19 protein-coding genes and 1 tRNA gene are annotated in these 18,680 nt (G+C 69.9%); 9 read left to right on the forward strand and 11 right to left on the reverse strand.

The window, feature by feature from the left end:
- Positions 1-8 precede the first annotated feature (8 nt).
- Together ACFFCA_RS15700 and ACFFCA_RS15705 are read left to right on the forward strand one after the other, a co-directional pair.
- On the forward strand, positions 9-827 hold the full coding sequence (locus tag ACFFCA_RS15700) for an SDR family NAD(P)-dependent oxidoreductase (RefSeq protein ID WP_375486436.1): 819 nt from the start codon (positions 9-11) through the stop codon (positions 825-827).
- A 192-nt stretch (positions 828-1,019) separates the two neighbouring features.
- Positions 1,020-1,604 (forward strand): cysteine hydrolase family protein, encoded by a 585-nt coding sequence (locus tag ACFFCA_RS15705; RefSeq protein ID WP_375486438.1) that lies wholly within the window; start codon positions 1,020-1,022, stop codon positions 1,602-1,604.
- Positions 1,605-2,553: 949 nt separating this feature from the next.
- Here the strand turns inward: ACFFCA_RS15705 and ACFFCA_RS15710 are convergent.
- The 4 genes from ACFFCA_RS15710 to ACFFCA_RS15725 all read right to left on the reverse strand — a co-directional run bounded on the left by ACFFCA_RS15710 (position 2,554) and on the right by ACFFCA_RS15725 (position 4,014).
- The gene (locus tag ACFFCA_RS15710) at positions 2,554-2,775 is read right to left on the reverse strand and encodes a hypothetical protein (RefSeq protein ID WP_375486440.1); all 222 of its coding nucleotides are present in this window, start codon (positions 2,773-2,775) and stop codon (positions 2,554-2,556) included.
- Between the two features lie 20 nt (positions 2,776-2,795).
- Entirely contained in the window at positions 2,796-3,392 is a 597-nt protein-coding gene (locus tag ACFFCA_RS15715) for a CHC2 zinc finger domain-containing protein (protein WP_375486442.1), read from the reverse strand.
- Positions 3,393-3,447: 55 nt separating this feature from the next.
- Positions 3,448-3,933: a hypothetical protein gene (locus ACFFCA_RS15720; protein WP_375486444.1), complete on the reverse strand. Its 486-nt coding sequence runs from the start codon at positions 3,931-3,933 to the stop codon at positions 3,448-3,450.
- 7 nt (positions 3,934-3,940) lie between these two features.
- A tRNA-Thr gene (locus ACFFCA_RS15725) sits at positions 3,941-4,014 on the reverse strand.
- A gap of 119 nt (positions 4,015-4,133) precedes the next feature.
- Here ACFFCA_RS15725 and ACFFCA_RS15730 point away from each other — a divergent pair.
- A complete protein-coding gene (locus tag ACFFCA_RS15730; protein WP_375486446.1) occupies positions 4,134-4,892 on the forward strand; it encodes an N-acetylmuramoyl-L-alanine amidase in 759 nt (252 codons plus the stop codon).
- Between the two features lie 42 nt (positions 4,893-4,934).
- On the forward strand, positions 4,935-5,663 hold the full coding sequence (locus tag ACFFCA_RS15735) for a lysophospholipid acyltransferase family protein (protein WP_375486448.1): 729 nt from the start codon (positions 4,935-4,937) through the stop codon (positions 5,661-5,663).
- A 36-nt stretch (positions 5,664-5,699) separates the two neighbouring features.
- On the opposite strand, the gene rlmB is transcribed toward ACFFCA_RS15735, so the two are convergent.
- Together rlmB and cysS are read right to left on the reverse strand one after the other, a co-directional pair.
- Complete coding sequence (gene rlmB, locus ACFFCA_RS15740; protein ID WP_375486450.1) at positions 5,700-6,650, reverse strand: 23S rRNA (guanosine(2251)-2'-O)-methyltransferase RlmB; 951 nt, start codon at positions 6,648-6,650, stop codon at positions 5,700-5,702.
- Positions 6,650-8,029: a cysteine--tRNA ligase gene (gene cysS / locus ACFFCA_RS15745; protein WP_375486452.1), complete on the reverse strand. Its 1,380-nt coding sequence runs from the start codon at positions 8,027-8,029 to the stop codon at positions 6,650-6,652. Before cysS ends, rlmB begins: the two co-directional genes overlap by 1 nt.
- Before the next feature lie 62 nt (positions 8,030-8,091).
- On the opposite strand from cysS, the gene ACFFCA_RS15750 reads away from it, so the two are divergent.
- On the forward strand, positions 8,092-9,210 hold the full coding sequence (locus ACFFCA_RS15750; RefSeq protein WP_375486454.1) for a trans-sulfuration enzyme family protein: 1,119 nt from the start codon (positions 8,092-8,094) through the stop codon (positions 9,208-9,210).
- Between the two features lie 40 nt (positions 9,211-9,250).
- Here ACFFCA_RS15750 and ispF read toward each other — a convergent pair whose 3' ends face one another.
- Genes ispF through ACFFCA_RS15765 form a run of 3 tightly spaced genes read right to left on the reverse strand, consistent with a single transcriptional unit; the run spans position 9,251 to position 10,920 of the window.
- On the reverse strand, positions 9,251-9,712 hold the full coding sequence (gene ispF / locus ACFFCA_RS15755; RefSeq protein WP_375486474.1) for a 2-C-methyl-D-erythritol 2,4-cyclodiphosphate synthase: 462 nt from the start codon (positions 9,710-9,712) through the stop codon (positions 9,251-9,253).
- A 1-nt stretch (position 9,713) separates the two neighbouring features.
- Positions 9,714-10,397, reverse strand: coding sequence for a 2-C-methyl-D-erythritol 4-phosphate cytidylyltransferase (gene ispD, locus ACFFCA_RS15760; protein ID WP_375486456.1), 684 nt, complete (start codon positions 10,395-10,397; stop codon positions 9,714-9,716).
- A gap of 31 nt (positions 10,398-10,428) precedes the next feature.
- Positions 10,429-10,920 (reverse strand): CarD family transcriptional regulator, encoded by a 492-nt coding sequence (locus ACFFCA_RS15765; RefSeq protein WP_375486458.1) that lies wholly within the window; start codon positions 10,918-10,920, stop codon positions 10,429-10,431.
- A 231-nt stretch (positions 10,921-11,151) separates the two neighbouring features.
- On the opposite strand from ACFFCA_RS15765, the gene ACFFCA_RS15770 reads away from it, so the two are divergent.
- The 3 genes from ACFFCA_RS15770 to disA all read left to right on the forward strand — a co-directional run bounded on the left by ACFFCA_RS15770 (position 11,152) and on the right by disA (position 14,606).
- Positions 11,152-11,769: a hypothetical protein gene (locus ACFFCA_RS15770; protein WP_375486460.1), complete on the forward strand. Its 618-nt coding sequence runs from the start codon at positions 11,152-11,154 to the stop codon at positions 11,767-11,769.
- A 140-nt stretch (positions 11,770-11,909) separates the two neighbouring features.
- Positions 11,910-13,361, forward strand: a complete 1,452-nt coding sequence (gene radA, locus ACFFCA_RS15775) for a DNA repair protein RadA (RefSeq protein WP_375486462.1) — start codon at positions 11,910-11,912, stop codon at positions 13,359-13,361.
- Positions 13,362-13,523: 162 nt separating this feature from the next.
- Positions 13,524-14,606, forward strand: coding sequence for a DNA integrity scanning diadenylate cyclase DisA (disA, locus tag ACFFCA_RS15780; protein ID WP_375486464.1), 1,083 nt, complete (start codon positions 13,524-13,526; stop codon positions 14,604-14,606).
- A 46-nt stretch (positions 14,607-14,652) separates the two neighbouring features.
- Here disA and ACFFCA_RS15785 read toward each other — a convergent pair whose 3' ends face one another.
- Positions 14,653-15,324: a hypothetical protein gene (locus tag ACFFCA_RS15785; RefSeq protein ID WP_375486466.1), complete on the reverse strand. Its 672-nt coding sequence runs from the start codon at positions 15,322-15,324 to the stop codon at positions 14,653-14,655.
- 106 nt (positions 15,325-15,430) lie between these two features.
- On the opposite strand from ACFFCA_RS15785, the gene ACFFCA_RS15790 reads away from it, so the two are divergent.
- On the forward strand, positions 15,431-16,303 hold the full coding sequence (locus tag ACFFCA_RS15790) for an A/G-specific adenine glycosylase (RefSeq protein ID WP_375486468.1): 873 nt from the start codon (positions 15,431-15,433) through the stop codon (positions 16,301-16,303).
- 199 nt (positions 16,304-16,502) lie between these two features.
- Here ACFFCA_RS15790 and ACFFCA_RS15795 read toward each other — a convergent pair.
- Positions 16,503-18,680, reverse strand: a 2,178-nt coding sequence (locus tag ACFFCA_RS15795) for an ATP-dependent Clp protease ATP-binding subunit (protein WP_375486470.1), incomplete at its 5' end; no start/stop codon positions are given.

Below are 18,680 nucleotides of genomic sequence, written 5' to 3' on the forward strand. Positions count from 1 at the left end.
GAACAGCTGTGGATCTGGGTCTCGACGGCGCACGGGTGTGCGTCCAGGGCGGCACGCACGGCATGGGGCGAGCCGCTGCGCTCGCCTTCGCGACCGAGGGCGCGCGGGTCGTCGTCTTGGCCCGTGACACCGAGCGGCTCGAGGCCACCGTGGCCGACCTGGCCGAACACGGCAGCCCCGAGGCGTTCGGCGTGTCCACGGACGTCCGCGACCGTGCGTCGGTCGATCGCGCGTTCGCCGAGATCGGTGCACGGTGGGGACAGCTGAACTCGCTGGTCTGCGCGGTGGGCCCCGCGGTCGCCAACGTGCCGTGGAACGAGCTCACCGATGACCAGTGGCTGGCGGCGTTCGACCTGGGCGCGATGAGCGCTGTGCGCTGCGCCCGCGCCGCGCTCCCCCTTTTTCGCGCCGCGGGATGGGCGCGCATTGTCAACCTCGCCGCGATGTCGGCGCGCAGCCACGGATTTGGCCTGGCCGACTACACGGCGGCCAAGGCGGCGCTCACCTCGATCACCAAGAACCTCTCGCTGGAACTCGCCACCCACGGCGTCCTAGCGAACGTGGTCTCACCCGGAACCTTCGTCACCGAGCAGCTGCGCCGCCACATCGACACGGTGCCGTCGGCCGCCGCAGCACAGGTCGATCCCGCTGACCTGAGCTCGGTGATGCGCTGGATCCAGAAGCAGTACCACGTCCGCGCCGACCTCGGACGCGCCGGCGACCCCGACGAGATCGCGGCCGTCATCTGCTTTCTCGGATCCCGCCGCAACACCTATACGACCGGCGCCAACGTGAACGTCGACGGCGGGTCGTCGTTCTACGCCTAGCACCGGACGCCGCTGCCAGGGCGCAGCCATGCTTCGACGCACGGCAGCTGGGGGTGGTGGTAACCGTGGTCGACCCTGGCATCCACCTTGCTCGTCTGCAACAGTACAAACAGTTAGATGTCATACCTTAGGGCGACAGGAGTTTTGATGGCGGTACGTGGGCTCGAGCCCGGGCGGCGGCCAGCTTTGCTCGTGTCGGAGATGCAGAATGGAATCGCCGACCCGGCCTTTCACGACACACCGCTCGCACGACAGGTCGCCGAGCGCGGCATCGTTGACAAGATCAACGCACTGAGTAACTCGTTTCGACGTCAGGGGCACCCAGTCATTTTCTGCACGGTCGCTGCCCCCGCAGACGGGTGGTCGCACTTCGCAGTAAACTGCGCACTGGCCGGGGCGTTGCGCCGCGACGGTCGGTTGGTGGAAGGCACCCGACATGCGGCGGTGCACCATCTCCTCGTTGCTGGTGATCAAGACATCATCAGCGCCCGCAACCACGGAATGTCCCCTTTCACGGGCACGGCGCTGGACGCTACGTTGCGCCGCTACAGCATTAACACAGTGGTGCTCTGCGGGGTGTCAACGAACATTGCGCTACCAGGTGCGGCCACAGAAGCCGTAGGCCTCGGCTACACAGTTGTGCTTGCGGAAGATTGCACGGCTGGGGGCACCCCGGGCACGCACGAGATGCAGATTAGGCTGCATTTCCCACTCATCGCCACGGTCTCATCTGCGGCCGAGATCTCTGAAGCCCTAATCCACCTCCCGCTATGCTAAAGGTCGGCCGCGACTCAGATATGCCAAACTCGAGCTTGGCACCTTCTCGCTTCCGCGCGAGTTGCCTCTTATCCGAAGCCTCTAGAGTACGCGGCATTCCTACCGCCCACCGATCTCCACTTAGACGGCATACAACCGCAGCATGAATGCATTCGAAGGTGGCTTGCGCCGCATAACCGAACACGTCATGATCGACCTAGACTTTGGCGCCGAAAGCGTTTTGTACTCTCCGCGAGCTGCGCGACACTGGCGGCGATGGACTGCCAGCCTGCAGAAGGCGATGCCTGGGTGCACTAACCCGCCAGCAGAGGCAATGCTGGTATGGGTTGCTCGGATGCGAACATTTGGAGAAGTCAGACAGGGGGAGAAACTGTCTCAACGATTGTATCCAGGAATTATTGCCACATGGCTTGAGGGAACTACTGCCATTTCCTACACCAAGATCGGCCTCGCGCGGCGCTTCGTCGCGTCAAACACAAGTTTGCGTTGCCGCTCCCTAAGCTTGGAGATTGCCGGTCAGCAGACACCTGCCATCGACATCCTATCGCCAGTGAGTGCTCGGCGGTTTGTTCTCCCAATTAGATTGACAGGTCATTCTGTTTCGATTTACGAACGCAACGCGACTGCACACATTCGGCGACTAACGTCCATCATTAACTTAGCCTCGCATTAGGGCCACGCTGAAACAATTAAGCGCTGACGACCATGGCCGCCCAACGGCCAAACGAAACGCCAGTTCTATTCAGTAGGGAGGGAATGGGTGTCGAGCGAGAGTGTTCCGAGCTCTGGATGCAGGCCAGGCTGCGCAACATTCCGAGCCAGCTCATGGCCGCAAGCTTGCCCGCGTAGTCGCCGTCTGGCATTGCAATGACCGCGTCGCTTCTTATTCCTGCCACGACGTTTGCTGCTCGGCAGTCATGGCCACCCCGCACATCGCTACAGCAGCGACTCAGCCGTCTGATGAGGCCATCACCGCGAGGGCATCGACTGGTCCCTCGCAGACAATCAACAAACTCGGCTGATCAATACGAGTTGGGGCGTACACGTGGTCGCCCTTGCGGTAGGCCGGAGTGGTAGGAGTGTTGAGGTACTTAGCGCGAGCATTCCCGGTGATGTCGCGAGCGGTGACGCCGACGAGAACTCCGTCGGCGTTGCGGATCGGGAAGAACACACGGCGGTGGGAGCGGTCGGTTAGCCCGACCGAGTAGCAACTGACCATCCGCTGCCAACCAGCTCGGTCTCGCTGCACCCGTCCGCTTGCAGTTCCGCCGTAAGACCGTGCCGCGCGGCCGGCGTGTAGCCAACCTGTCGTCCTTCTTGGAGATCATCGAGAGATACGACGTCGATGCCCCGCGACATCAGGTATTGGCGCGCGACGGCTAGGTGCGCGGGCGTGACGAGTACTTCCCACGCCCGCGCCTTCATCTCAAGGACCCGCGCACGGCTCGTCGAGGTCACCGGGTAATCAGACGTCGGCGTAGCTCGCACACTCGCAATGTGTTCAGGCCGTCGTTCGTTCATCCACTGGATGGCTTCGGCAAAGGTCCGCAGCCCAGCAACCTGCTGCGCGAGGTCGAAAATATCTTCGTGAGCGCCGCAGCCGAAGCAGTGAAACCGGCCAGTGTCGACATGAACACGGCAGCTCGGTGTGCGGTCTACGTGGGCTGGAATAGGGCAGTTGATGGTGAAGTCCGACCGGCCGTTCCACCGCTCATGCGGGGTGAGCTCGAGTCTATGGAGGATATCGAGGATCGAGTGCTGGCGCTTGATCTCGTCGAGGTCGACCACGGCAGTCGGTCACAGAGCTGGATGTCGGCTGCGGGGGCCGCATCGACGGTGCGCGTCAGACGGTCGAGCTTCGGAATCTGGGCCGCTGGGATGATGTCTGACCATGGCTGACGGCGGTGGGCCGCACGCTGTAGCCCAAATTGCGTAGCGTCATGGAGAGGTCACTGGCCTGGAACGCAACATCAGTGACGTCGGCCCCGGTGATGCATCCACGCCAGTCGGGCCGGGCGGCGACGCGGTAGTCGAGTGTGGCCAGCACACCGGAATCGCATGTCGTGGGCGTAAGAGTGTTCGCGAGAACATCTACGGCCGCGACTCGCGCACCGCGCGTGACGATGAATTCGTGTGCAGCGATGAAACGGTCCGGGGCGCCGATCGCGAGCTGTTCGTAATTGTGACGGGCCTCGGCCTCCGCGCAGTGCAGCCACAGCGCCCTAGCCTCTCGAACGCAGAGTGCCGGTTCGGTCTCGACGACTTTGGCGAGGGCGAGATAGCCCTCGCGCGTCGGACGTTTGGAGAGGACGGCAGCATGCGCGCCCATTTTCCGGAGCCGCCTGTGGGATTCGAACCCACGACCTACCGCTTACAAGGCGGTTGCTCTGGCCAGCTGAGCTAAGGCGGCGAACGAGCACGAGGTTACCGGCTGCGCCGAGTCCGAGTCGGGCCCGTTCGGCGCCCTGGTCGGGTGGAGACCCGCCGTCTACAGTTCGGTACCCAGCACACCACTGAACCGGAGTCGCGATGCGCCGCGTGCTTGCCTCGTTCACGGCCGTGCTCGCGGCCGCGACCGTCGTCACCGCGAGCCCGGCCGCCGCCAGGACCCACGTGCCGGTGATCGTCATCGATCCCGGACACAGCCGCACGATCCACTCCGTGGACAAGCAGACCGGCCTGCGGGTGGACGACTACGAGAACGAGCCGGAGATGCGCAACGTCTTCGCCGTCGCGAAGCTCGTGGCGAAACGGTTGCGAGCGCTCGGCTACCGGGTGGTGCTCACCAAGACGTCGCTGAACCAGCGACGCAACCTGGCCCGGCGGGCTCGGATCGCGAACGCCGCGCACGCCGATCTGGCGATCTCCATCCACGACCAGGCCGGCCGGCACGGTGGCATCGGCTTCCGCAAGGGTAACAACATCGTCTACTACCAGTCGGTCGGTGACTACCGGGCCACCCCGCGCGGACACCACGTCGTCTTCCGCAACAGGGCCGTGGCCGAACTCAGCAAGGCGTACGCGAAGCGCTTCGCCCGCGCGCGGGGCGCCGTGCAGCACGTCCGTCCGCGCGTCCGCGGCAATGTCGGCTACAACCTCGCGTCCCGCGGGCTGGCGGCCGGCAACATCTGGATCGTGCAGCTGCTCGCGCACATGCCGTGGATCTACAACGAGGCGGGCGGCAACAGCGCCGGCCACGTGGGCCTCACCGCACGAGACCGGCGCACCTACGCCCGTTCGCTCGTCGCCGGCGTGGAGGCCTGCATCCCGCCGCCGAAGCGAGCCTGACCTCGCGCTGCAGCGTCTGCGCATGATCGGCAGAATGCGGGTATGAGCCGATTGCACCGCCCCAAGGCGGGGTTCTGGATCCGCTTCTGCGTCGCCGTGATCTACCCGCTCGACGCGCTGTTGTTCCGCATCCGCTTCCGACATCTCGAGCGGATGGTGCCGCCCGAGCGCGGCGGCGTGATCATCGCGCTGAACCACCTGTCGCAGATCGACACCCTGCTCATGGCCCGGCTCATCTGGCAGACCGGACGCATCCCCCGATTCATGATCAAGGCCGGCGTGTTCGACTGGCCGTTCGCAGGGTCGATCATGCGCGGCGCCGCACAGATCCCCGTCCACCGCGGCACCGACGACGCCGCCCACTCGCTGCGCGACGCCGCGGCCGCCCTCGAGCGCGGCGAGGCCGTCGTGATCTACCCCGAGGGCACGACCACCAAGGACCCCACCAACTGGCCCATGCAGGGCAAGACCGGGGTGGCCCGCCTGCTGCTGCTGTCCCCGGACACCCCGGTCGTGCCGATCGGGCAGTGGGGCCCGCACAAGTTGGGGCCGAGCCTGAAACGGCTGGGCCGGCGTCGTACCGCTCAGGCGGTGGTCGGCGAGCCGCTCGACCTGCACCGCTACCGCGGGCGTGAAGCCACGCCCGAGCTGCTGCGCGAGATCACCGACGTGATCATGACCGCGATCCGCGACCTGGTGGCCGAGCTGCGGGGCGAGACGGCGCCGGCGTCGTTCTTCGTGCCGAAGCGCACCTACGTCGACCGACGCTGAGGGCCTACCGGCGCTGAGGGTCGACGACCCTGACGATCAGGCCCGGCGGCGCCGCGCGATGTCGGACAGCGTGACGGCGACGGCGACGGACGCGTTGAGGGATTCGGCGGCCGGGGCCATCGGGATCGACAGCGTGACGTCGCACGTCTCGCCGGCCAGGCGCGACAGACCCCGCCCCTCCGACCCCACGACGAGCACCAGCGGCTCGGTGGCCATCTCGAGGTCGTCCAACTGTGTGGTCCCGTCGGCGTCGAGGCCGACGACGAACAGCCCGGCGTCCTTGCACTCCTTGAGCGAGCGCACCAGGTTCGTCACCTGGGCGACCGGCAACCGGGCCGCAGTACCCGCCGACGTACGCCAGGCCGTCGGCGTGATGCCGGCGGAACGGCGCTCGGTGATGATCACGCCGTGGGCGCCGAACGCGACCGCCGAACGGATGATCGCGCCCAGGTTGCGCGGATCGGTGACGCCGTCGAGGGCCACCAGCAGCGGTGCCGTGCCCGAGTCGCGCGCGGTGGCCAACACGTCGCGCAGCTCGCTGTAGGCGAAGGGCGGCACCTGCAGGGCGATGCCCTGGTGCACGATGTTGTTGGTCCGGCGGTCCATCTCGGCCCGGCTGATCTCGAGCAGGGTCAGGTTGCGGTTGCTGGCCAGCCGGATGGCCTCGGTGACGCGTTCGTCGGGGTCGAGTCCCTGGACGAGGTACAGCGCCGAAGCCGGGATCTTGGCGCGCAGCGCCTCGGCCACCGGGTTGCGCCCGACGAGCAGCTCGGCGGCGGGGTTGTCCCGGGTCGGCCGGGCCTTCGACGTCGTCGAACGGCGATCCGCGGCCGCCGCCCGGCGCGCGGCCGGGTGGCCCTTGCGGGCCTCGGCGGGCGGCGTCGGTCCCTTGCCCTGCAGCGCCCGCTTGACCTGCCCACCGGACCCGATCTGCGCGCCCTTCTTCGACTTGCGGATCGCGCCCTGTCGTTGCGAGTTACCGGCCATCAGGTCAGGCTCCATCGGGGTCCGTCGGGGGTGTCCTCGATACCGACACCCGCCGCAGCGAGTTGGTCACGGATGGCGTCCGAGGCGGCGTAGTCCTTGCGGGCGCGCGCGGCGGCGCGCTGCTCGAGCGCCACCCGGATCAACGCGTCGAGGGTGTCCGAGGCGTCGGTGTCGCGCCCGGGCCAGGCACGCGGGTCGATGCCCAGTACCGAGGTCATGGTGAGCACGGCGCCGAGCGCGTCACGAACGGCGACGGCGTCGCCCGCGGCGAGTGCGGTGTTGCCGTCGCGCACCACCGTGTGCAGCACGCCGAGGGCCGCCGGCACGCCCAGATCGTCGTCCATCGCCTCGGCGAACGCGGCCGGGACGGTGGTGGCCAGCTCGTCGTCGCTGACCGCCTCGAGCGCACGGTCGACGAAGCTCTCGATGCGCGCGTACGCGACGGCCGCGTCGTCCAGCGCGCTCTTGGAGAACTCGATGACCGAGCGGTAGTGCGCCGCGCCCAGGTAGTAGCGCACCTCGACCGGGTGCCACTGCCGCACGACCTCGCGCACCTGCAGGGTGTTGCCGATCGACTTGCTCATCTTCTCGCCGGACAGGTTGACCATGCCGTTGTGCAACCAGTAGTTGGCGAAGCCGTCGCCGGCCGCGCGGGACTGCGCCAGCTCGTTCTCGTGGTGCGGGAAGACGAGATCCAGACCGCCGCCGTGGATGTCGAAACTGGGGCCCAGGTACTTCGTCGACATGGCCGAGCACTCGAGGTGCCAGCCCGGCCGGCCGCGCCCCCACGGGGTCGGCCAGGACGGTTCGCCGGGCTTCGCCGACTTCCAGAGCGCGAAGTCACGCGGATCGCGTTTGCGGGCGTCGCCGACCGAGTCACCGGCCGCCTGCATCTCGTCGACCTTCTGACCCGACAGCGAGCCGTAGGCCGGCCACGAGCGCACGTCGAAGTAGACGTCGCCGTCGGACACGTAGGCGTGCCCGCCGTCGATCAACCGCTGCATGAGCTCGACCATCTCGGTGACGTGCGCAGTGGCCAGCGGCTCGTAGCTCGGCGGCAGGCAGCCGAGCGCCTGCTCGGCGGCGACGATCTCACGCTCGTTGCGGAACGACAGCGCCCACCACGGCTCGTTCGCGGCCGTCGACCGCACGATGATCTTGTCATCGATGTCCGTGACGTTGCGGACGAAGGTGACGGCGTAGCCGGAGTGACCCAGCCAGCGCCGCAGGATGTCCGTGTTGATCCAGTTGCGGACGTGGCCGATGTGCGGCGGCCCCTGGACGGTGAGGCCGCACAGGTAGATCGACGCCTTGCCGGGTTCGAGCGGCTCGAAGAGCCGCGCCGACCGGGTCGCGGTGTCGTAGAGGTGCAAAGCCACGGATGCCATCGTACGGACGCCGCGGGGTGGGGCCGACCGATGCGAGTCGTTAGCGTGGCGGCGTGACCGAACCGCGCCTGCGCCCCGAGTCCGTCGCCGTCTCGCTCGGCCGGCCGCACGAACCGGGGGCGCCGATCAACACCGCGATCTCGCCCGTGACGGCCTACCGGTCGGACGGGGAGCACAACGCCTACTCCCGCCACGACGTCTCGCCCACCGTGCGCGCCTTCGAGACCGTGGTCGGCGCCCTGGAGGGCGGCGAGACGCTGGCCTTCGGAAGCGGCATCGCCGCGTTCGCAGCGCTCGTGGACCGCTTGCCGGCGGGCTCACCCGTCGTGGTCTCGCGGGAGGGGTACGGCGGGTACGTCGGCCTGTACGACGAGCAGCAGGCCCTGGGGCGCCTGGACGTTCGCCGGATCGAGATGACCGACCACGACGCCGTCCGCGAGGCCTGCGCCGGCGCGGCCCTGCTCTGGGTCGAGACGGTGTCCAACCCGCTCATGACGGTCGCGGACCTTCCGGCCCTGGCCGCGGTCGCCCACGAGGCGGGTGCCCTGCTCGCCGTGGACGCCACCTTCTCCTCGCCGCTGCTCGTGCGTCCGCTCGACCTCGGCGCCGACGTCGTCATGCACTCGGCGACCAAGTACCTGGCCGGCCACTCGGACGCGCTGATGGGGGTGCTCACCACCGGGTCCGCCGAGCTGCACGAGGCGCTGCACGGCCGGCGGACGCTCGCGGGCAGCGTCCCCGGAGTGCTCGAGGCCTACCTCGCCACCCGCGGGGTCCGGACGCTCGCGCTGCGGGTGGAGCGGTCGGGCGCCAACGCGGCCGAGCTGGCCGCCCGTCTGTCGACGCACCCCGCGGTGGCGCGCGTCCGGTACCCGGGCCTGCCCGACGACCCGGGGCACGCGATCGCGGCCCGCGACCACGCGGGTTTCGGGGCCGTCGTCTCCTTCGAGGTGGCCGGCGAGGTGGCGGAAGCGGACCGGGTCGCGGGGCGCGTCGGGCTCATCACGCACGCGACGTCACTGGGCGGAGTGGAGTCGACGATCGAGCGGCGCGCCGCGCACCCCGGCGACGCGTCCTACGGCACCCCGCCGACCCTGCTGCGGCTGTCGGTGGGCATCGAGCACGTCGAGGACCTCTGGGCGGACCTGTCCCAGGCCCTCGCGCCCTCCTGACCGCTTCCCCGCGCGGGTCAGCACGCTTCGCGCGAGGGTGTCAGCGGGTGAGCAGGGCGGTGGCGATCGCCGCCCGACCCTCGCCCCGCCCGGTGAGCCCGAGCCCGTCGGTCGTGGTGGCAGCCAGCGACACCGGCGCCCCGATGACGGCCTGCAGCTCGGCCTGGGCCTCGGCGCGCCGTGGGCCGATCTTGGGCTCGTTGCCGATCACCTGGACCGCGACGTTGCCGACCGTCCACCCGGCCGCGTCGACGAGTCGCACCACCTCGCGCAGCAGGGTGACCCCGGATGCTCCGGCCCACTGCGGTTGCCCGGTACCGAACACCGCGCCCAGGTCGCCGAGGCCACCGGCCGACAACAACGCGTCGCAGGCGGCGTGGGCGGCGACGTCGCCGTCGGAGTGCCCCTCGCAGCCGTCGATGCCCGGCCAGAACAGCCCGGCCAGCCAGCAGTCGCGTCCGGGCTCGACGGGGTGGACGTCGACCCCGACGCCGGTGCGCAGGTCAGACACCACCGGCCACCGCCTCGGCGACGGCCAGGTCCCACGGGCGGGTGATCTTGAAGGCGGCGTCGGCCCCCGGCACCGCGACCACCCGGCCGCCGGCCGCCTCGACCAGCGCAGCGTCGTCGGTGACCCGCAGCGCCCGGCCGGCCTCGTGGGCGTCGATCAGGGCCGACCGACGGAAACCTTGTGGGGTCTGCACCGCCACCAGCTCACTGCGATCGACCACGCCGACGAACTCCCCGGCGCCGTCGACGCGACGCACGGTGTCGTGGATGGGCACGACCGGGATCGCCCCGTCCGCCCCCGCGCGCAGTGCGGCGACGACGTGGTCGATGACCTCGACGGGCACGAACGGCCTGGCGACGTCGTGGACCAGCACGAAGGCGGCATCGGACGTCAGCGCGGCCAGGCCGGCCGAGACGGACTCCTGGCGGGTCGCTCCCCCGGCGACCACGACGGCGTTGGTACGCGCCGTCAGCCCGCGCGCCTCGTGCACCTGATCCTGCGGCGCGACGACGCACATCTCGCGGACCGCGGGATGGCCGCGGAACCGCTCGGCGGCGTGCTCGAGCAGGGTGCGCCCGCCGACGCACACGAAAGCCTTGGGGACGGCCGCGCCGAGCCGTTCACCGCTGCCGGCCGCAACGAGAATGACGGCGCAGGACAGGTCCTGCGCCGTCATCGACAGCTCGTCGTTCAGTGGGTGGAACCGGTTAGGCGACGGCCTCGCCGAGCACCTCGTCCAGCACGACCTCGGCCTTGTCCTCGTTGGTGCCCTCGGCGAGCGCGAGCTCACTGATGAGGATCTGCCGCGCCTTGGCCAGCATCCGCTTCTCACCGGCCGACAGCCCGCGGTCGCGGTCGCGACGCCAGAGGTCACGAACGACCTCGGCCACCTTGTTCACGTCGCCGGAGGCCAGCTTCTCGCCGTTCGCCTTGTAGCGGCGCGACCAGTTGGTGGGCTCCTCCGTGTGCGGGGTACGCAGCACCTCGAAGACCTTGTCCAGGCCCTCCTGCCCCACGACGTCACGGACGCCGACGACCTCGGCGTTCTCGGCCGGCACCAGCACCGTGAGGTCACCCTGGGCCACCTTCAGCCGCAGGTAGGTCTTCTTGACTCCCTTGAGAAGTCGCTCCTCGATAGCCTCGATGAGAGCAGCTCCGTGGTGTGGATAGACAACGGTCTCGCCGACCTTGAAAGTCATGTAATGCAGCCCCTTTCGCTCCTCCAAGGATAACACGGGGCTCGGGACCCATAGGGTGGTCAACTTCTTTTGTCAAGCTCGGAAAACCCCGTGAGACGGGGCCTGCAGCACGCTCACGGCGCCGTGGACGGCCGCCGTCGGCGGTCGGCCGCAGCTCCGGGCGACCCCCTCGCTACCCTGGCGGGTGCAGCGGATCGTGCCCGCTGGACGAACAGCTTCGAGGAGTCAGACGTGAACGCACCCGGGGCCGCGCGCCGCCGCACCACCGCGGGAGCGATCCTCGTCGCCGCCGCACTGCTGACCTCGGCGTGCGCCGCCGGTCGCGTGGCGCAGACGGCGGACCAGAAGCCGTCGATCGGCGGGGTCAACGCCAACGTCGGCTCCATCGGCGTCCGCAACCTGCTCATCCAGGCCCCCACCCAGGGCGCGTCGTTCCCCAAGGGCTCCACGCTCAAGCTCACCGTCGTGCTGGTCAACAACGGCACGTCCAGCGACCTGCTCACCAACATCAGCTCCTCCGCCGTCTCGGGCTGGGGCGCGTACAGCTCGGTCGCAGCCGGGAACCAAGTCGCTGAGGGCGGGCCCGCCCCGTCCCCCGCGCCGCAGGCCAGCCGCACCGTCCGGATCCCGAACGGCTCCCGCACCTCGTTCGGGGTGCCCAGCGCGACCGGCTCGCTGCTGGTCACCGGCACCAAGGCCACCGTCCGCGCCGGCAACACCGTGCGCATGACCCTGACGTTCGCCCGCGCGGGCACGGTCTCGATCGCCGTCCCGGTCGCGCTGTCCAACGACGAGAGCGGTTCCACCGTGCCGGCGCCCAGCGGCTCGGCCTCCGGCGAGGGCGACTGACCGCACCGCTGCACCCGCCCGACCGGCCGTCGCCACCCGGATCGCCGGGTGTCGGGCCGGTTCTGTCGGACCACGGCGTTACCGTGCGCGCATGACCTTCTGCGCCGGCCCCGCACCTGCCACCGGCAGGGGGCGCTGAGGTGGCGCGCACCGCTACGACCTTCCGCTGCCAGGCGTGCGGCGCCACCGCCGGCAAGTGGTACGGCCGCTGCCCGAAGTGCGCGGAGTTCTCCACCATGGTCGAGGTCGCGGCCACTCCGGCGCGCGACCCGGGGCTGCGGTCCAGCACCCGGGGCAGCACGCCCGCCCGTCCGGCCCGCCGCGTGTCCGAGATCGCCGACGACGGCCCGACCCTGCGGCTCCCCACCGGCATCGGCGAGTTCGACCGCGTCCTGGGCGGCGGCCTGGTGCCCGGCCAGGTGTGCCTGTGCAGCGGGCCGCCGGGGTCGGGCAAGAGCACCCTGCTGCTCGCCGTCGCCGACCGCGTCGCGCGCGGTGAGGACCGCCCCGTCCTCTACGTCTCCGGCGAGGAGTCGGTCGAGCAGATCGCGCTGCGGGCCCGCCGGATCGGGGTCACCAGCACCAACCTGCTCCTGGCCGACGACATCGACCTGGGAGCGGTCATCGGCCATCTCGACGAGCACGCGGCCGGGCTGGCGCTGGTCGTCATCGACTCGGTGCAGACCATCGCGTCGGCCGACGTGGAAGGCCGCGCCGGCGGGGTCACGCAGACCATGGAGGTCGCCCAGGCACTGAGCCGGGTGGCCAAGGCGCGCGGCCTGCCGATGATCCTGGTCGGCCAGGTCACCAAGGACTCGACGGTCGCCGGCCCCCGCGCCCTGGAGCACATCGTCGACACGACGCTGAGCCTCGACGGCGACAAGCACACGTCCCTGCGGCTGCTGCGCACCGTCAAGAACCGGTTCGGCGCGCTCGAGGTCGCGGCGTTCGAGCAGCGCGACGACGGGATGCACGAGGTCCTCGACCCGAGCTCGCTGTTCCGCGAGCACCGCACGACCCCGGTGTCGGGCATCTGCCCGACGGTCACGGTCGAGGGCGCCCGCGCGCTCGTCGCCGAGATGCAGGCCCTGGTCGGCACCGCGGTCGTGCCCAACGGGCGGCGGGCCGTCTCCGGCATCGACACCGGACGGGCGGCCATGCTCATCGCGGTCACCGAGCGCGCCGGCGGTGAGTTCCTCTGGAACCGCGACGTGTACATCGCCACGGCGGCCGGCATGCGGGTCTCCGATCCCGGCACCGACCTCGCCGTGTGCCTCGCGGTCATGTCCGCTCACGGCGACCGGGTGGTTCCGCTCGACACCGCCGTGATCGGTGAGGTGACGTTGTCCGGCGACGTGCGCCCCGTCCCGATGATGCCGGAGCGCACCGCGGAAGCCTTCCGGCTGGGCTACAAACGGGTGATCGTGCCGGTCGGCACCCGCGCCCGGGCCGGCCGCCAGGTGGGCCCGGCCCGTCTGGTCGAGGTCGGCACGCTGCGCGAGGCCATCCTCGCCCTGCAGGCCCCGCCGATGTCCACGGTCCGCACCGCGGCGTCGGGCGTGCAGCTGCGTCCGGTGCCCGCCACCGACTGAGCCGTGCGACCTCCGGGCGCGATCCGGGGTGCGGGCCGACATCGTTGCGTAGTCGTTGCGCACTCGACGTACACAGCCGGAGCCGATCATTACCTAGACTGAGCACACACCGACCGCGAGCCGGGCCCCCCGGGCGGCGGGCTGATCCCGGTGAGGAGTCCCGTGTCGACCATCGAACGCGACGAAACGGCGTTGCGCGGGGTCCTCGCGACCGTGGCCCCCGGGACGCCGTTGCGGGACGGCCTCGAGCGCATCCTCCGCGGCAACACCGGCGCCCTCATCGTCATCGGCTGGGACCCGGTGGTCGAGGGGCTGTGTACCGGCGGCTTCCCCCTCGACGTCGACTTCTCCTCCACCCGGCTGCGGGAGCTGTGCAAGATGGACGGCGCGGTGGTGCTGTCGACCGACGGCCTACGCATCATGTACTCGGCCACCCATCTCATGCCCGACCCGGCCATCCCCACCGAGGAGTCCGGCACCCGGCACCGCACCGCGCAGCGGGTCGCCCGCCAGACCGGCTACCCGGTCGTCTCGGTGTCGCAGTCCATGCGGATCATCAGCCTCTACGTCGGCGACCTGCGCTACGTGGTCGTGAGCAGCGGCGAGCTGCTGGCCCGCGCCAACCAGGCCATCGCCACCCTCGAGCGTTACAAATCGCGCCTGGACGAGGTGTCGCACTCGCTGTCGGCGTTGGAGATCGAGGACCTCGTCACCGTCCGCGACGCCGCCGTCGTGGCGCAACGTCTCGAGATGGTCCGTCGGATCGCCGACGAGGTCACGGGCCAGGTCGTCGAGCTCGGTACCGACGGGCGGCTGCTCGCCCTGCAGCTCGACGAGTTGCTCGCCGGGGTCGATGCCGATCGGGAGTTCCTGGCGCGCGACTACGTCCCGGCCGGTCGGCGCGCCCGGCCGACCCAGCAGGTGCTCGAGGAACTCGCACAGCTGTCCGCGCTGGACCTGCTCGACCTCACCCAGGTCGCCGGCGCGCTCGGGTTGCCGGACACCCCGGAGAGCCAGGAGAGCGCCGTCAGCCCCCGGGGTTACCGCCTGCTCGCCCGCGTGCCGCGCATCCCCGCCAGCATCCTGGACCGCGTCGTCGAGCACTTCGCCGGCCTGCAGAAGCTGCTGGCCGCCTCCGTCGAGGACCTGCAGATCGTCGACGGTGTCGACGAGGCCCGCGCCCGGTCGGTGCGCGAGGGCATCTCGCGCCTCGCCGAGGTGTCGATCATCGACCGGTTCAGCTGAGCGTCGATCATCGACCGGTTCAGCTGAGCGTCGATCATCGACCGGTTCAGCTGATGGTGAACTGGGCCGCCTTGCCGGTCTTGCCCGACAGCGTCGCGTAGAGGGTGTAGGTGCCGGCGCCGACGCGTTGCCGGGACTTGCAGTTGTCGGGTCGCGACGTGAAGCCCGACCAGGTGAGGGTGACCCGTACCGAGTTGTTCACCGCCAGGGTGCGCAGGTCGGTGCCGGGCTGGACCTCGCAGTCGTGACTCCCCCAGACCCGCGACTCGCCGTTGTAGACCTTGAGGACGACCTGCTTGTCGGCGAGGTCCTGCACGCAGGGTGCTTTCCCGACGTTGGTGACCTGCAGCTCCAGCTTGGGCGCCGCGCCGACCTTGTAACTGGGGTCGGCCACCACGGCGCTGATCGACAGGGCGGCGGACCGGCACATGGCCGGCGGCGCGGTCGTGCGTGCGGACGAGGAGGAGCCGGAGCTCTTCGCCGAGGAGGAGGACGCAGCCGAGCTGGTGGCGGGCGACGTGGAGGACGGTGGCGCGGTCGTCGACACCCGGCTCGGGGACGGCGATCCCGAACCGGCCGCGGACGAGCTGCCGTCCTTCGAGGTCAGGGCCTGGACGGTGACCACGAGCAGCACGATGACCAGCACGATCGAGCCGACCAGGATGAGACGACGACGCCAGTACACCGAGGGCGGCTGGGATCCAACGGGACGAAGCATGGCGACCCCACGCTATCCGGTCGGCCTGTGGCCCGGCGCCCGACGCGCCTATCGGCCGGAACGTGCCCTGCCAGGTTTGCCCGGCGCCGTGCGACGATGACGGGTCGTGACCAGCCCGCTGTCGACGCCGGTCCTGGATTGGTACGCCCGCACCGCCCGGGACCTGCCCTGGCGACGACCGGGCGCCGGCGCCTGGGCGGTGCTGGTCAGCGAGATCATGCTGCAGCAGACGCCGGTGGCCCGGGTGCTCCCGGTGTACGAGGCGTGGCTCGCCCGGTGGCCGACCCCGGCGGATCTGGCCGCGGCGCCGGCCGGCGAGGCGGTCCGCCTCTGGGGCAAGCTCGGTTACCCGCGCCGGGCGCTTCGCCTGCACGCCTGCGCGACGCAGCTCCGCGAGCGCTTCGACGGGCGGGTGCCGAAATCCGTCGACGAGCTGGAGAGCCTGCCGGGGGTGGGCACGTACACCGCCCGCGCGGTCGCGTCGTTCGCGTTCGGTCAGCGGCACCCCGTGGTGGACACCAACGTCCGGCGGGTCGTGGCGCGCGCCGTGTCCGGGCAGGGGGCGGCGGGCCTCCCGTCGGCGACGCGCGATCACGCCGCGGTCGAGGCGTTGCTGCCCCCGGACGCGGCGTCGTCGGCCCGGTTCGGGGTGGCACTGATGGAGCTCGGGGCGCTGGTCTGCGTCGCTCGGGCGCCGCGGTGCCCGGAGTGCCCGATCGCCGACCGCTGCGCCTGGCTGGCCGCCGGGTCGCCGCCGTACGACGGGCCGGTGGCGCGTCCACAGGGATTCGCGGGCACCGATCGGCAGGTGCGGGGCCTCCTGCTCGACGTGCTGCGCGCCTCGCCCGACCCCGTCGCGGCCGAGGCGCTGGACGCCGTGTGGAGCGAGGACGCGCAGCGCGGGCGCGCACTGGACGGCCTGGTCGCCGACGGTCTCGTGGACCCGCTGCCCGACGGCCGCTACGCCCTCCCCGGCTGAGTGCCGACGGTGATCAGCTTTTCCTCCCGAGTTGCCGTTTCCGAGGCCGGACCCGGCAACTCACGAGGAAGACGTGATCCATCGGCAAGTCGGGAGGAACTGATCGTCCGGAGCGACAGCGGGCGTTCCGCGGGACACGGGACGCGACGAAGCCCCCGCGACCTGGGTCGCGGGGGCTTCGGCGATCGTGCGTCGTGCGTCAGTCGGCGGAGATGCCGGCCGGCGGCACGTCCGGCACCAGCGCGGACGGCTTGGCCTCGCCGCGGAAGGTGAACTTCTGCGGCCCGTCCTTCTTCATCGCGTCCTCGGGCTCGGTGCCGATGACCACGATCTCGCCGGCGGACAGCTCGCCGAACAGGATCTTCTCGCTCAGCGGGTCCTCGATCTCGCGCTGGATGGTCCGACGCAGCGGTCGGGCGCCCAGCACGGGGTCGTAGCCCTTCTTGGCCAGCAACTGCTTGGCGTCGAAGGTGAGCTCGATGCCCATGTCCTTGTTGCGCATCTGGGTGTCCAGCCGCGCCGTCATGAGGTCGACGATCTTGACGATCTCCGCCTCGGTCAGCTGGTGGAACACGATGATGTCGTCGATGCGGTTGAGGAACTCGGGGCGGAAGTGCTGCTTGAGCTCGTCGTTGACCTTGAGCTTCATCCGCTCGTAGTTCGACTGCTCGTCATTGCTGGCGGCGAAGCCCAGCCCGACGGCCTTCGACACGTCCCGGGTACCGAGGTTGGTCGTCATGATCAGGACCGTGTTCTTGAAGTCCACGACCCGACCCTGACCGTCGGTGAGCCGACCGTCCTCGAGCACCTGCAGCAGCGTGTTGAAGATGTCCGGGTGGGCCTTCTCGACCTCGTCGAACAGCACGACGCTGAACGGCTTGCGACGCACCTTCTCGGTGAGCTGCCCGCCCTCGTCGTAGCCGACGTAGCCGGGAGGGGCACCGACGAGCCGCGACACTGTGTACCGGTCGTGGAACTCGGACATGTCGATCTGGATCAGCGCGTCGTCGTCGCCGAACAGGAACTCGGCGAGCGCACGGGACAGCTCGGTCTTACCGATGCCCGACGGGCCGGCGAAGATGAACGAGCCACCGGGACGCTTCGGGTCCTTCAGCCCGGCCCTGGTGCGCCGGATGGCCTGCGAAACGGCCTTGATCGCCTGCTCCTGGCCGATGACGCGCTTGTGCAGCTCGTCCTCCATGCGCAGCAGCCGCGAGGTCTCCTCCTCGGTGAGCTTGAAGACCGGAATGCCCGTCCAGATGGCGAGGACCTCGGCGATCTGCTCGTCGTCGACCTCGGCCACGACGTCGAGGTCGCCGGCCTTCCACTCCTGCTCGCGCTTGGCCTTGTCACCGAGCAGCGTCTTCTCCTTGTCGCGGAGAGCCGCCGCCTTCTCGAAGTCCTGCGCGTCGATGGAGGATTCCTTCTCGCGACGGACGTCGGCGATGCGCTCGTCGAACTCGCGCAGGTCCGGCGGCGCGGTCATCCGGCGGATGCGCATCCGCGCGCCGGCCTCGTCGATGAGGTCGATCGCCTTGTCGGGCAGGAAGCGGTCGCTGATGTAGCGGTCGGCGAGGCCGGCCGCGGCCACCAGAGCGGCGTCGGTGATCGAAACGCGGTGGTGCGCCTCGTACCGGTCGCGCAGGCCCTTGAGGATCTCGATGGTGTGCGCCACCGTCGGCTCACCTACCTGCACGGGCTGGAAGCGGCGCTCGAGCGCGGCATCCTTCTCGAGGTACTTGCGGTACTCGTCGAGCGTGGTGGCCCCGATGGTCTGCAGCTCGCCGCGGGCCAACATGGGCTTGAGGATGGACGCCGCGTCGATGGCGCCCTCGGCCGCACCGGCACCGACGAGGGTGTGGATCTCGTCGATGAACATGATGATGTCGCCGCGGGTGCGGATCTCCTTGAGCACCTTCTTCAGGCGCTCCTCGAAGTCACCGCGGTACCGCGAACCGGCGACCAACGAGCCGAGGTCGAGCGTGTAGAGCTGCTTGTCCTTCAGCGTCTCGGGCACCTCGCCCTTGACGATGGACTGCGCCAGCCCCTCGACGACGGCGGTCTTGCCGACGCCCGGCTCGCCGATCAGGACGGGGTTGTTCTTGGTGCGACGGCTGAGCACCTGCATGAGGCGCTCGACCTCCTTCTCGCGCCCGATGACCGGGTCGAGCTTGCCGTCACGCGCGGACTGCGTGAGGTTGCGACCGAACTGGTCCAGGACGAGCGAGGTGGACGGCGTGGCCTCGGCGGCGGCGCCGGACGGCTCCTTGCTCTGGTAGCCGTTGAGCAGCTGGATCACCTGCTGGCGGACCTTGTTCAGGTCGGCGCCGAGCTTGACGAGAACCTGGGCGGCGACGCCCTCGCCCTCGCGGATCAG

It is taken from the genome of uncultured Jatrophihabitans sp. (genome assembly GCF_964252635.1).
Lineage (GTDB): Bacteria > Actinomycetota > Actinomycetes > Mycobacteriales > Jatrophihabitantaceae > Jatrophihabitans.

What these genes read in the sequence shown, in the direction of transcription:
- rlmB (WP_375486450.1), bottom strand. Translation starts at nt 6,650, where the DNA reads ATGGCCGGTAACTCGCAACGACAGGGCGCGATCCGCAAGTCGAAGAAG.
- ACFFCA_RS15730 (WP_375486446.1), top strand. Translation starts at nt 4,134, where the DNA reads ATGCGCCGCGTGCTTGCCTCGTTCACGGCCGTGCTCGCGGCCGCGACC.
- ACFFCA_RS15785 (WP_375486466.1), bottom strand. Translation starts at nt 15,324, where the DNA reads ATGCTTCGTCCCGTTGGATCCCAGCCGCCCTCGGTGTACTGGCGTCGT.
- ACFFCA_RS15735 (WP_375486448.1), top strand. Translation starts at nt 4,935, where the DNA reads ATGAGCCGATTGCACCGCCCCAAGGCGGGGTTCTGGATCCGCTTCTGC.
- ispD (WP_375486456.1), bottom strand. Translation starts at nt 10,397, where the DNA reads ATGACGGCGCAGGACCTGTCCTGCGCCGTCATTCTCGTTGCGGCCGGC.
- ACFFCA_RS15765 (WP_375486458.1), bottom strand. Translation starts at nt 10,920, where the DNA reads ATGACTTTCAAGGTCGGCGAGACCGTTGTCTATCCACACCACGGAGCT.
- ACFFCA_RS15720 (WP_375486444.1), bottom strand. Translation starts at nt 3,933, where the DNA reads ATGGGCGCGCATGCTGCCGTCCTCTCCAAACGTCCGACGCGCGAGGGC.